13 protein-coding genes are annotated in these 12462 nt (G+C 44.2%); 12 read left to right on the top strand and 1 reads right to left on the bottom strand.

Features of this window, described 5'->3' with window-relative positions:
• The first annotated feature begins 46 nt into the window (after positions 1-46).
• From HWQ36_RS16910 to HWQ36_RS16860, 12 genes are all read left to right on the top strand, one after another.
• Positions 47-289 (top strand): CTB family bacteriocin, encoded by a 243-nt coding sequence (locus tag HWQ36_RS16910; RefSeq protein ID WP_292704853.1) that lies wholly within the window; start codon positions 47-49, stop codon positions 287-289.
• Positions 290-373: 84 nt separating this feature from the next.
• Positions 374-616, top strand: a complete 243-nt coding sequence (locus HWQ36_RS16905) for a CTB family bacteriocin (protein ID WP_292704852.1) — start codon at positions 374-376, stop codon at positions 614-616.
• 62 nt (positions 617-678) lie between these two features.
• Positions 679-939, top strand: a complete 261-nt coding sequence (locus HWQ36_RS16900; protein WP_292704851.1) for a CTB family bacteriocin — start codon at positions 679-681, stop codon at positions 937-939.
• A 30-nt stretch (positions 940-969) separates the two neighbouring features.
• Positions 970-1209 carry a bacteriocin gene (locus HWQ36_RS16895; RefSeq protein ID WP_292704850.1) on the top strand — a complete coding sequence of 80 codons (240 nt, stop codon included), beginning with the start codon at positions 970-972 and terminating at the stop codon, positions 1207-1209.
• A gap of 49 nt (positions 1210-1258) precedes the next feature.
• Entirely contained in the window at positions 1259-1630 is a 372-nt protein-coding gene (locus HWQ36_RS34385) for a CTB family bacteriocin (RefSeq protein WP_366829170.1), read from the top strand.
• Positions 1631-1771: 141 nt separating this feature from the next.
• Positions 1772-1999, top strand: a complete 228-nt coding sequence (locus tag HWQ36_RS16890; protein WP_292704849.1) for a hypothetical protein — start codon at positions 1772-1774, stop codon at positions 1997-1999.
• A 168-nt stretch (positions 2000-2167) separates the two neighbouring features.
• The gene (locus HWQ36_RS16885; protein ID WP_292704848.1) at positions 2168-3265 is read left to right on the top strand and encodes a cyclic nucleotide-binding domain-containing protein; all 1098 of its coding nucleotides are present in this window, start codon (positions 2168-2170) and stop codon (positions 3263-3265) included.
• A 239-nt stretch (positions 3266-3504) separates the two neighbouring features.
• The gene (locus tag HWQ36_RS16880; RefSeq protein ID WP_292704847.1) at positions 3505-4944 is read left to right on the top strand and encodes an NHLP bacteriocin system secretion protein; all 1440 of its coding nucleotides are present in this window, start codon (positions 3505-3507) and stop codon (positions 4942-4944) included.
• Between the two features lie 2 nt (positions 4945-4946).
• A complete protein-coding gene (locus tag HWQ36_RS16875; RefSeq protein WP_292704846.1) occupies positions 4947-7190 on the top strand; it encodes an NHLP family bacteriocin export ABC transporter peptidase/permease/ATPase subunit in 2244 nt (747 codons plus the stop codon).
• Between the two features lie 88 nt (positions 7191-7278).
• Positions 7279-10206 carry an NHLP bacteriocin export ABC transporter permease/ATPase subunit gene (locus tag HWQ36_RS16870; protein ID WP_292704867.1) on the top strand — a complete coding sequence of 976 codons (2928 nt, stop codon included), beginning with the start codon at positions 7279-7281 and terminating at the stop codon, positions 10204-10206.
• Positions 10207-10551: 345 nt separating this feature from the next.
• Positions 10552-10836, top strand: coding sequence for a Mo-dependent nitrogenase C-terminal domain-containing protein (locus tag HWQ36_RS16865; RefSeq protein ID WP_292704845.1), 285 nt, complete (start codon positions 10552-10554; stop codon positions 10834-10836).
• A gap of 13 nt (positions 10837-10849) precedes the next feature.
• On the top strand, positions 10850-11446 hold the full coding sequence (locus HWQ36_RS16860) for a DUF3455 domain-containing protein (RefSeq protein WP_292704844.1): 597 nt from the start codon (positions 10850-10852) through the stop codon (positions 11444-11446).
• 227 nt (positions 11447-11673) lie between these two features.
• On the opposite strand, the gene HWQ36_RS16855 is transcribed toward HWQ36_RS16860, so the two are convergent.
• Positions 11674-12372 (bottom strand): response regulator transcription factor, encoded by a 699-nt coding sequence (locus HWQ36_RS16855; RefSeq protein ID WP_292704843.1) that lies wholly within the window; start codon positions 12370-12372, stop codon positions 11674-11676.
• Positions 12373-12462: the final 90 nt, after the last annotated feature.

Genomic DNA, 12462 nt, shown 5'->3' with positions numbered 1-12462 from the left:
TTCTGCTTGATAAACCACACACATCATAAATTAAGGAAAAAACATCATGTCTGACAACATTAAGCCCGTAGAATTATCTGCTGAAGAATTAGACAACGTTGCTGGTGGTGCTTTTAAATTTGTCAATGCTGACAACGACAACAAATTAGATACACAAGAGAGTGCAACCATTCTCGGCGCTAAAGGCGGTATTACTTCTTTGAACGCTCAGGAAACTGTTGAATCTCATCAAAGGTTGCACGAAATCACAGCCACTGGCTTCTTTCCTCCCACTGGTGATAGTTACTAACAGACCACTACTTACATAGAGCAGAACTCAATGAAGCGTTCTGCTTGATAAACCACACACATCATAAATTAAGGAAAAAACATCATGTCTGACAACATTAAGCCCGTAGAATTATCTGCTGAAGAATTAGACAACGTTGCTGGTGGTGCTTTTAAATTTGTCAATGCTGACAACGACAACAAATTAGATACACAAGAGAGTGCAACCATTCTCGGCGCTAAAGGCGGTATTACTTCTTTGAACGCTCAGGAAACTGTTGAATCTCATCAAAGGTTGCACGAAATCACAGCCACTGGTTTCTTTCCTCCCAAAGGTGATAGTTACTAACCAGAACTCAATAAAGCGTTCTGCTTGACATAGCACACATCACAAATTGAGGAGAAAACATCATGTCTGACGACATTAAGCCCGTAGAACTATCTGCTGAAGAATTAGATAACGTTGCTGGTGGTGCTTTTAGCTTTGTTGAGGCTCACAACTTCAACTTTTCGGATAAGCAAACTAGTGCAGTGATTATCGGTGCTGATGGCGGTATTGCATCCTTCAACAGTCAGGAAACTACTATATCTCAACAAGATTTGCGCGAAATCAAATTCACTGGAGAAGAATTTCCTAGCGGCATTCCTAGTAATTTATTTCTAAGCTCATAAATCAACACCACAAGGAGGACGACAACGATCATGGAAAATGTGCAGCCTAATGAAATGCTGGAACTATCCAATCAAGAACTTGATGATATTGCTGGTGGTGCGACTAGCGATGTCTTGGGAAAAAATACAAATGCCGAAGATTTTCAGTTTGGTTATGTAGAAATTCCTAAAGAGGGCGGCATTAAGAGCGTTACCTTTCAAGTGAGCGTTTTCTCTGAGCAAGACCTTAGAGAGTTTAAGGAAGCGGGTATTTCTAACCCTGAAGCTTAAGCTAAATTTCTCAGTTTGACGAATTTCGGAGCGGGAGGGGTTGTTAACCATGAGCCTAGCAGCCACTCGGTTAACTCCCTCCGCCTTATTTAACTTTAACACGTCGGGTCAAGGAGCTTTTATGTCAGGTGACGAAATTACTCCGAATGATGAAGCGATCGAACTATCGGATGAAGAGTTAGACGACGTAGCGGGTGGTTTCAATTTGCAGTTTACATCTGCACGATTTCACAGATCGACAAGGGGATTTACCCAACAAACGTCACGAAGACGAGGGTGTCACTCAACACGGTCGACTTTTCATGCAGAGACAACAGACTCTTCTGTGTTCCACCTCAGCATCACCGACGCGACGACCGAGGATCTAAAGGTTCTTGGCGAGTTGTTTGGAGATATATCTGCGATCGAAGGTTCTACATAAACGGAGTTTCTCAAATCAATCAATTGCAGTTGGACAAGTTTTGCTCAACTGCTTTCTGAAATTATTCTTGCGTGTTTTATGGTTGCGCCCTCATGAAATTAGATGAATTCAGTAATGAAATGACAAGGAGAAAGAATTGCAATGGAAAACGAAAAGCAAAATGAATCACAAGAACTATCGGCTCAAGAACTCGCAACTATTGCGGGTGGTATTGCCGAAGGTGAGCCTTATCCAACTGAGCCTTATCCAAGTGAGTATCCTATAGACGACAAATATAACCATCTATCTGAAGCGATCGCAAAAAAGCTTGAAAATATAAAGCTTCCTGATTTCAATCACAAAACACCAGGCGATTATCCGTGCTTCTAGTTGATCCATGATGGGGAGATTGTTGAGTAATTATACTAGTTCTACAAAATAAGACCACAAATGCAATCATTTGGAAACCAAATTTAATCTGAATTTCTCAATTACGAATTGGTATTATTTCCCGCTCCCCATTTCTCTCCCGTTAGCAGAACACAAGGAAGTTAAATTATGACAGAAGTTCTACTTAAGGAACTGACAAATAGCGATATTGACTGGATCTTGGCAACGGGTCAAAGAGAAGAAATTACTGCTGGTACGATCCTCATCCGCCAAGGAACACCTGTTGATGCTCTCTACATTCTGCTTGATGGTGCATTAAGCGTTTCTGTCGCTCAGGCTGATGATAATCCCATTGGTCGAGCATTTGCCGCTCTTGAAGGTGGCGAATTGTCAGGACGAGAGGTTGCACGGCTGGCAAATGGCGAAGTTGTAGGAGAAATGCCCTTTTTAGCCTCCTACCAGTCTTCAACTACAGTCAAAGCCGCTAGAAAGTCGCTTGTGTTGATGATTCCTCAGCAGCAGTTGATTCAAAAATTGCAAGAAGATGTCACTTTTGCTGCTCATTTTTATCGAGCGATCGCAGTTCTACTTGCTCACCGATTAGAGCAGATGATCAACCAAATTGGCCAAAGCACAGTCGTGCTTTTTCAGCCACAAATTCGAGAAATTCTATTTACATTTGCAGAATTAAATGATAGCGATATTGGTTGGATGATTGTTGCAGGCGATGCCATAAGACTTCCTGCGGGAACGGTGTTGTTTCAAGCTGGAAGACCCGTTGACGCTCTCTATATTTTATTAGATGGCAAGATGGTGGCTTCGATCGCTGAAGATACAAGCAACCCTCTCACCCGCGCCTTTTCAACTTTAGAAGAGACAGATCATATCGAACGAGAGTTTGCGAGATTATCGCGGGGTGACATAGTTGGCGAAACGCCCTTTGTCGAAGCCAGTCCACCCGCGATGACAATTCGGGCGGTTGATGATGCGATCGTCTTATCGATTCCCAGATGGCGACTTTCTGCCAAATTGCTACACGACGTGGGTTTTGCTGCCCGATTTTATCGAGTATTAGCGATTTTGTTAGCAGATAAACAGCAAGGAATCATCAATAGTCTGGGTTACGGCAGAATCACCTATAGCTCAGGTAAATCTTTAGATGAACGCTTGACTTATGAAGATGAACTGAGTTCTAGCTTTTTGGCTCAAGTGACACTGGCGGGGACTCGATTTGACTGGATGCTAAAGCAGATTCGGGGCAGTTGAATGATGTTAGGGCATTGGGCATTGAAAAGAGGCAGAGGGGCGGGGGGCGGGGGCAGGGGGAAAACTCTTCTCCCTTGCTCCCTGTTCCCCATCTCCCTCCTCTCCCGGTTGGTGAGCGAAGTCGAACCACATCTCCCTCATCTCTCTCCTCTCCCCCTGCTCCCTGCCCCCCCGCCTCTCCCCCCATTCCCTATTTTCACTAATATACAAATTTCTACAACTTCAATGGAGTCAGTATAATGACGACCAACAAAAGCAATCTATTCCGCAAAGAAGCACTCGATCGTTTATCCTCCCCGGAGCGGCTCGATCAACTCATGCAGGTGGTTCAACCAAAGAAGTGGATTCCGTTAACTGCGATGGGATCTCTAATTGCCGTTGGACTTGTTTGGAGTGTTTTTGGTCGCATTCCCATTACCGTTGCTGGACAAGGTGTAGTGGTTTTTCCTAGCAAAGTAGTTGGATTCCAGTCTCCTAGTTCCGGGCAGATTCTCATGCTTTTTGTTCGTACAGGTGATGAGGTGAAGAAAGGACAGGTGCTAGCGACAATTGACCAAACTGAACTTCAAGACAAGTTGAAACTTGCACGAGTCAAGCTTGCTCAACTTCAGGAACAAGACCAAAATGCAAATACACTTCAACTTCAGCGAACGGTTTTAGATAAGGGTGCGATTGGGCAACAACGTCAAGCACTCCTGCAAACTCTCAAAACAACCCAATCCCTAACGCCAATTCTCAGAAGTAAAGGTCTGGAGTCGATTCGGCAAGAGCGTCAGAACTTACAGGAACAGTTGCAGACAACGCGAGATTTGATGCCCACGTTCAAAGAACGATTTGACATTCGCCAGCAGTTACGCCAAGAAGGAGCGGTTTCGAGTGATACCGTCCTTCAGGCGCAACAGGAATTTCTCAATAGTAAAACCAAAATCAATGAAATCGAATCGCAACTGAAACAACTTAATGTTAAAGAAGCTGATGCAGAACGAGAATTCTTAGCAAATATCAATTCAACTAAAGAACTGCAAGCTCAATTAGCAGTACTAGACAGTAAATTTGCCGGGCAAGCAGAACAAGATTTAGCTATTTCTACTAATAGAAGAAAAGAAATTCAAGATACCCAGCGAGCGATCGCAGAATTAACATTAGAAATCAAATCAAACAGCCAGGTTACTAGCAATTTCAATGGACGGGTTTTAGAACTTTCTGCTGTTCCTGGACAAACCCTGGAAAAAGGCTCTCGGATTGGCACAATCGAAGCTAGAGACTCCGGGAATAAGTTAGTCGGGGTGGCATTCTTCCCGGTTAGCGAAGGCAAAAAGATTCAAAAGGGGATGGAGTTGCAAGTCACTCCTTCGACCGTTAAACGAGAACGCTTTGGTGGTATTCTCGGGAAAGTCACAAGTATTTCTGCATTTCCGGTTAGTAAGGAAAGCGCATCAAGTGTTGTCGGCGGTCTGGAAGTTTTGCAAGGTTTAACCACAGAAGGGGCACAAATTCAAGTTTTTGCGGAACTTCAGCCAGATCCTTCGACTAAAAGCCATTTTCGGTGGTCGTCGTCTAAAGGGCCAGACGGCCAAGTCACATCTGGAACCACTACCTCAGTGCGCGTGAAAGTGGATGAACAATCCCCGATTTCCTTTGTGTTTCCGATTTTGCGATCGTGGAGTGGAATGTATTGATTATGCGGCAAATTCAATCACAAATTGGGCTTCGATTTAAAAAAATTCAACGGCTCATCAGCCGTCCCGATCGCCGTCGTCGGACTCCCACCCTGTTACAAATGGAGGCAGTGGAATGCGGTGCAGCCGCACTGGGGATTATTTTAGGCTACTACGATCGCATTGTACCCCTGGCAGAACTCCGTCAAGCTTGTGGTGTTTCACGGGATGGCAGTAAAGCATCTAATATTATCAACGCGGCTCGCAGCTACGGTTTACAAGCGAAAGGCTTTAAGGTCGATTTGGCTGGGTTACGCAAACTGCAATGTCCTTATATTGTCTTTTGGAATTTCAACCATTTTCTGATAGTTGAAGGATTTGCCAAAGACAAAGTTTATCTTAACGATCCTGCTACCGGGCCTCGGACAGTTTCGTTTCCAGAATTCGATCAGTCCTTTACTGGGGTAGTGCTAGTTGGCGAACCAAGTGCAGAGTTCCAGCCAGGAGGACGGAAACCGAGTCTGACATTATCTTTATGGGATCGATTGCAGAGTTCTCTGGGAGCGCTGATTTATTGTGTAATCGCCGGATTGCTGTTAGTGATTCCCGGATTAGCTATCCCTGCATTCTCCCAAGCCTTTGTGGATAATGTCTTGATTGAAGGCAGAAGTGATTGGTTGCGGCCATTAATTTTAGGGATGATCCTCACAGCCATCTTAAATGGTTTTTTAACATTGCTTCAGCTGCAATTTCTGCGACGCATGAAAATTAAGCTAGCTGTGGGGATGTCCAGCCGATTCTTGTGGCATATTCTGCGGCTGCCAGTGAGTTTTTACGATCAGCGATTTGCCGGAGAAATTAGCAGCCGTGTTCGCCTCAACGATAGCTTGGCGAATCTGCTTTCAGGAAGATTAGCGACTACAGTTATTTCCGGCTTCACCGTTGTCTTTTATGCTTTAGTAATGTTGCAATATGATGTCGTTCTCACTGCGATCGGCATTGCTTTTGTAATCGTGAATGTCAGCGTGTGGCGATGGGTTTCACGGCAGCGTGTCGATGCCAACTTGCGATTAATGCAAGAACAAGGCAAGGTCAGTGGGGTAGCGATTTCTGGACTGCAAAGTATGGAAACGCTCAAAGCATCCGGGCTTGAGTCAGAATTCTTTTCGCGGTGGGCAGGTTATTACGCTAAAGCAATTAATGCTCGGCAAGAAATGGATGCGACTAATCAAAACCTGGGTGTGTTGCCATCATTTCTCACCTCCATTACATCCATGCTTTTGCTGGCGGTGGGAGGGCTACGGGTAATGGATGGCGTACTCAGTATTGGGATGCTCATTGCCTTTCAAGCCCTGATGCAAAGATTTCTAGAGCCTGTAAATAATCTGGTGAGTTTAGCGGGTGAACTTCAAGAAATGGAAGGCAATTTGGGTCGGTTGGATGACGTGTTACGCAATGCGATCGACCCTGCCGTAGAGCAAGACATCAGTCTATCACTAACTCAATCCGCTGCCGCAAATGTTCGGCTTCAGGGTTATGTTGAACTCCGTAACATCACCTTTGGCTATAATCGCTCTGCACCTCCCTTAATCGAAAATTTCAGTCTTTCACTTAAACCCGGTCAACGAGTCGCTTTGGTGGGTGGCAGTGGTTCGGGTAAGTCAACCGTTGCCAAGCTGGTGTGTGGATTATACGAACCGTGGGCGGGAGAGATTTTATTTGATGGTCAATCCAGAAAATTCATTCCGCGATCGATTCTCACTAATTCAATTGCCCTGGTTGAGCAAGATATCTCGCTATTTGCAGGCACTGTGCGCGACAATCTTACACTTTGGGATTCGACTGTGCCTTTTAGTAACTTGGTTCGCGCTTGTAAAGATGCTGCCATTCAGGATGTAGTGCTTTCCATGCCTGGAGGCTACAACGCTGACCTGGCAGAAGGGGCAGCTAATTTGAGCGGTGGACAGCGACAGCGATTAGAAATTGCCCGCACTTTAGTGAATAATCCGGCAATTTTGGTGATGGATGAAGCTACCAGTGCGCTCGATGCTGAGGCAGAAAAAACGATCGATCAGAAACTCCGGGAGCGCGGCTGTACTTGTGTAATTGTGGCGCATCGGTTAAGCACAATTCGGGATTGTGACGAAATTATTGTCTTCGATCGCGGCAAGGTGGTGCAACGGGGCAGCCATGAGGAATTACAACAGGTTGAAGGTAAGTATTTACAATTAATTCGCAGTGAAGGGGAAGCAGTTAAGGAAGAGTGAGATTAATTCGTAATTCGTAATTCGTAATTCGTAATTAAAGAAGTCGGAAGTACAGTTTTATATTAATTTTATGGAGCAGGATATAGATATGTTAGATCAAATTCGGAGCGCTACTTTGCCGGGAGAGTACTATCGGTTCAAAGGTAATGAGCCAATTATTCTTAATGACCCGAAGACGATTTGGATCGTAAAATCGGGTTCATTGGCGGTGTTTGCGATTCCGGTGAAAGAGGGAATTGCTGAGGGAAGTCGCCGCTATTTATTTACTACCCGAACTAGACAGGCAATGTTTGGCATCATTAGTGATTCTCAGCCGATACCATATCAACTTCTGGCGGTGTCGATTGAAGAAACGGAACTTATGAAAGTTTCAAGGAAAGATTTTCGGGAATTTATCGCTGATAACAATGGCGAAGCAGTAACTTTAATAGAGGGATGGATTGAGCAACTAGGATTGGCGCTGTCTTCTATTACTCCACCTGCACTGCCGTTTCAAGAAGAAGGGGTTCGCTACTTCTCACTTAGCAATGGTCAGATTTTCCAACCACAGCGAGAGCTTGTATCCTGGGTACAAATTCAGCGTGGTTATGGGGTTTGGATGGGGTTTGAGGAACTGTTAGTCATGCCTCAATCAGGATTGTTGCCGTTGAGCGCCGATATGTGGTTTCAAGCTGAAGATACAACTGAGCTAGAAATCCTAACTACGTCTGAGATTGAGGATGCTAATATTCTGTTCAGGGGAATTTTTCAAATTCAAGTCTACTTTCTTCAGAGCCTTTTTCTTCTGGAACAGCAGGAAAAAGCGGTAGAATTAAACCGATTTCAAGAACGGCAACACCTCAATGAGCAGGTGATGAAGCAGACGCTGGGCGAGTTAGCCTCGTTGCTGCAATCTCCACAAATTGCCGCTTCTGCTCAAATTGAAGCCAATGATTTTGACCAAGCTTTGCTCATCGCTGCGGGTGCTGTGGGGCGGACTTTGGGGGTGACGATTCGACCACCGGCAAAGTCTGAAGACCTGAAACGAGTTCAAGATCCGCTACAAGCGATCGCTCGTGCTTCTCGTTTACGAACCCGAACGATCGCTTTACAGGGTCAGTGGTGGAAGAAGGATTGCGGTGCTATGCTGGCTTACACGCTGGAAGATAACCGTCCTGTGGCGCTGTTACCTGTATCTGATACGCGCTATGAAATTTTTGATCCCATTGCGCGATCGCGCACTCCGGTTAATGCTAAAAGTGCGATTAAACTGGCGCTAACGGGATATACCTTCTATCGCCCATTACCTGATAAAGTCCTCACCACCCTCGACTTACTGAAATTCGCCCTCCAAGGACGTTACAAGGAATTGTTGATTGTCTTGGCTGCGGGGATGGCGACAACTTTATTAGGAATGATTGTCCCCCAAGCTATGGCCATCTTGATTGACAGTGCCATTCCTGATGCCAATCGCGGTTTATTAGTGCAAATTGCCTTAGCGCTGCTTGCAACTGCATTTGGTAGCACCTTGTTTCAACTTGCCCAAGGCTTTGCAATCATGCGCGTGGAAACCTTTGCTGATGCTTCCACCCAAGCAGCAGTCTGGGATCGGTTATTGAATCTCAAAGCATCATTCTTCCGCCAGTACTCAACTGGAGACTTGAATTCACGGGTGAGCGCCATTAGCCAAATCCGTCAAAAGCTCAGTAGTACAGTTCTCAGAAGTATTTTTACCAGCTTGTTCGCGTTTCTGAATTTAGGACTGCTTTTTTACTACAACGGTTCGCTAGCGTTAATTGCCACTCTTGTTGCTTTTGTCAACATTACTATTACTCTGGTTTCAGGAATGTACACTCTGCGGAAGGTTCGTCCCTTACTAGAGTTACAAGGACAACTCTCAGGGGTGATGGTGCAGTTAATCAACGGCGTTAGCAAATTGCGAGTTGCAGGAGCAGAAGCTCGCGCCTTTGCTTTTTGGGGAAAACAGTATAGTCAGCAAATCAAATGGATGCTGAGTACCCAAGGCATTGAAGATGCTCTGGCTGTGATTAATAAAATCTTGCCTGTATTGACTACAGCAATCCTTTTCTGGTTTGCCAGCAGTTTACTTCAGCAAGCTAATTCATCAGAAGGTGGTTTATCTACAGGTGTATTTTTAGCATTTAATGCGGCATTTGGCACATTTATCGGTGGAGCTACCAGTCTCAGCAGCACAATTATAGATGTTTTGCAAGTGGTTCCTTTGTGGGAACGAGCGCAGCCGATTCTCGAATCCAAACCGGAAGTTGACTCTGAAAAAACCGATCCAGGTAGGCTTTCTGGGCGAGTGGTTGTGGATCATGTAATTTTCCGGTATCGAGATGACGGGCCTTTGACATTGGATGATGTTAGCATCCATGGGGAACCTGGCGAGTTTATCGCTTTTGTCGGCGCTTCGGGGAGTGGAAAGTCAACGCTGTTCCGATTATTACTAGGGTTTGATGTCCCCGAATCTGGCACGATTTATTACGACGGACAAGATTTAACGGGGTTGGATATTCATGCAGTGCGTCGGCAACTAGGAGTTGTAATGCAAAATAGCCGATTGACATCTGCCTCCATCTTTGAGAATATCGCTAGTGGAGCAATGATATCGATGGATGAAGCGTGGGAAGCCGCGCGGATGGCTGGCTTTGCTGAAGATGTCGAATCAATGCCAATGGGAATGCACACGGTAATTAGTGAAGGAGGAACTAATATCTCTGGAGGACAACGGCAGCGATTATTGATTGCCCGATCGCTAGTATTAAAACCCAAAATCTTGTTATTTGATGAAGCTACCAGCGCTTTAGATAACCGCACCCAAGCGATCGTCAGTCAAAGTTTAGAGCGTTTGAAGGTGACACGAATTGCGATCGCTCACCGTCTGAGTACCATTCGCAACGCCGATCGCATCTATGTATTCGAGAATGGTCGTGTAGTCCAAGAAGGCAGTTTCGATCAACTCGCCAATCAACCAGGAATGTTTGCCCAACTGATGGCGCGACAAAAGCTTTAAAGAAGTCGGAAGTACAGTTTTGTAACGGGAATTTAGAGACTTCCAAATAAAAAATACTCAAGTACTTCTTGTGGGGTGGGCATCTCGCCCGCCCGTATATGAAGGCGCTCATGTTGCCCACCCCACAAGATTAGGTAATTTATTTGTTGTCAGTCCCATATATAAAGAGATTTTCAACCCTATTCCCTGCTTTATTATGACAAAAGTCATAGGTAAACGTAGTTTTAGACCAACGAAAGTTATAAATAAATCAACTATTTCGTTGAGGTCAATCTCTGACATTCTTCAGAAGTTTATCCCATTTGAAAGCTCTACAATGAGACTATTCTAATTGAGGATAAAATAATGAATAACTTAATTGCATCTTACAAAATTGACCTATTGTATCCTATTAAAAAATGGCTTGAATCATTACAAATTCGTCAGCCAAAGATGGCACGATTATTATGTAAAATAATTCCCGCTAGTTGTCCATTTGAGAGAGAAATTAAGCTCCTTAATCGCACAATCGCTTACATTCCACCGCTCTGTAAACTGAATCCTTTCTATGACCAGATCGTTGAAATTCGTTTCAAGTCTCTCTCTTATTTAGCCAATGAGTGCGGTGAAGATGTCACACTTTACTGTTGAAGGAAAAATCATTATGTCACCTACTTTTTGTAAAATTCTTCAGATAAATTGCAGCCTCGTTGTTTCGCTGCTGATGGTGAATGGGTTTGGTGTTTCTGTAAAAACTGCGATCGCAGGAACTATGGAGCCTGCCCAACCCATAGCTGATGTGGCTGCGATCGCTGATAGTATAAAAGTCCCAAATAATGAGCAACTTCTTTTGAAAGCATCTGCCAAGGGTTCACAAATCTATATCTGCAAACTTAAATCAGAATCCCCTGAGCAGTATGAGTGGACTCTCAAAGCTCCCGATGCCGTGTTACTGAATGAGCAAGGGCAAGATTGGGGCAAGCACTATGCAGGCCCAACCTGGGAAGCCAAAGACGGTAGCAAAGTTGTGGGGAAGTTAAAATCTAAGGTAAATGCACCACAAGAAGATGCCATTCCCTGGCTATTATTAGAGGCGCAATCTCATGAGGGAAATGGTATCTTCCGCCAAGTCAATTGGGTTCAACGGATCAATACAGTTGGTGGAAAAGCCCCTGTTCAAGGATGTGATAAATCATCCGAAAACCGAGAAATTAGCGTGAACTATACGGCTGATTACTTATTTTATAAGATTAAGTCATGAATATTAACAAATAAGGGGCAAAAGCCCCTTGTTGAAATGTTTTATATAAGGATTTAGGACTAGCCCTTTTAAGGTGACTCGTAAAATCTCTTTTCTTCTCTCTGCGGTTAAAAGTAATTTATTTAACCTTATTAGGCGCAGAGAACACAGAGGTAAGAGGAATTATTGTCCAAAAATTTCACCACCTTGAAAGGGCTAGTCATAGAATTGTTCTATCGTTCTCCAGTTTATTCTGGTAGCTTCCCGGCTAGTTTCTTTTCTTGATTGAGAACAGAATTTGCATAGATTGCAAGTTGCGATCGATTTTTGAGATTGAGGCGGCTTAAAATACTCGTCACATGAGTTTTTACCGTTCCTTCTGTAATAAAAAGTTGTTGGGCAATTTCGCGGTTCGTTGCGCCAACACCGATCAAACATAAAACCTCTTGTTCTCGTGCGGTAATTTCCGATGGCTTTGATGAAGCGGAATTTTGGCTAGTTGAAACTGAAGCTGCTTCCGTAACTAATAGTTTATCAAATAACCCCGGCCCAAATTGAGTATAGCCAGAATGCCCAAAGCGAATTGCATCTGCTAGCTCAGTTGAAGGCATATCTTTAAGCAAATATCCTTTTGCACCTGCACGCATCGCCCCTGTTAGATAAGAATCATCATCAAATGTACTCAAAACGAGAACTTTAATATTAGGAAAGTTTTGCATAATCAGCTTTGTTGCAGTTCGTCCATCCATTTCAGGCATCCGAATATCCATTAGCACCACATCGGGCTGAAGTTCTGCAACAAGCTCTAGAGCAACTTTACCATTCTCAGCATCACCGACCACCTGCAAATCAGGTTCCTGTTCTAGCATTGCTTTCAGCCCCTGACGAATGAGGCTCTGATCGTCAACGATTAACAGGCGAATAGGAGAGGATTTATCATTTTTCATGGTAACTATCTCTTTCTGGTTTTGATGAGCGATCTTATAGATATCTCCAAAAATTAATGAAGCATTACCTGAAACCCTTGTAGAAACGTT

Origin of the sequence: Nostoc sp. NMS2, assembly GCF_017115105.1 — a bacterium.
Classification (GTDB): domain Bacteria; phylum Cyanobacteriota; class Cyanobacteriia; order Cyanobacteriales; family Nostocaceae; genus Nostoc.
Note: the sequence above shows the minus strand (reverse complement) of the source record. Positions and strands in the feature narration are given on the sequence as shown.

Excerpts from the sequence above, each read along its gene's own strand:
- HWQ36_RS16860 (WP_292704844.1), top strand. The coding sequence starts at position 10,850 with ATGTCACCTACTTTTTGTAAAATTCTTCAGATAAATTGCAGCCTCGTT.
- HWQ36_RS16880 (WP_292704847.1), top strand. The coding sequence starts at position 3,505 with ATGACGACCAACAAAAGCAATCTATTCCGCAAAGAAGCACTCGATCGT.
- HWQ36_RS16910 (WP_292704853.1), top strand. The coding sequence starts at position 47 with ATGTCTGACAACATTAAGCCCGTAGAATTATCTGCTGAAGAATTAGAC.
- HWQ36_RS16905 (WP_292704852.1), top strand. The coding sequence starts at position 374 with ATGTCTGACAACATTAAGCCCGTAGAATTATCTGCTGAAGAATTAGAC.
- HWQ36_RS16895 (WP_292704850.1), top strand. The coding sequence starts at position 970 with ATGGAAAATGTGCAGCCTAATGAAATGCTGGAACTATCCAATCAAGAA.
- HWQ36_RS34385 (WP_366829170.1), top strand. The coding sequence starts at position 1,259 with ATGAGCCTAGCAGCCACTCGGTTAACTCCCTCCGCCTTATTTAACTTT.
- HWQ36_RS16855 (WP_292704843.1), bottom strand. The coding sequence starts at position 12,372 with ATGAAAAATGATAAATCCTCTCCTATTCGCCTGTTAATCGTTGACGAT.
- HWQ36_RS16875 (WP_292704846.1), top strand. The coding sequence starts at position 4,947 with ATGCGGCAAATTCAATCACAAATTGGGCTTCGATTTAAAAAAATTCAA.
- HWQ36_RS16885 (WP_292704848.1), top strand. The coding sequence starts at position 2,168 with ATGACAGAAGTTCTACTTAAGGAACTGACAAATAGCGATATTGACTGG.
- HWQ36_RS16900 (WP_292704851.1), top strand. The coding sequence starts at position 679 with ATGTCTGACGACATTAAGCCCGTAGAACTATCTGCTGAAGAATTAGAT.
- HWQ36_RS16870 (WP_292704867.1), top strand. The coding sequence starts at position 7,279 with ATGTTAGATCAAATTCGGAGCGCTACTTTGCCGGGAGAGTACTATCGG.
- HWQ36_RS16890 (WP_292704849.1), top strand. The coding sequence starts at position 1,772 with ATGGAAAACGAAAAGCAAAATGAATCACAAGAACTATCGGCTCAAGAA.
- HWQ36_RS16865 (WP_292704845.1), top strand. The coding sequence starts at position 10,552 with ATGAATAACTTAATTGCATCTTACAAAATTGACCTATTGTATCCTATT.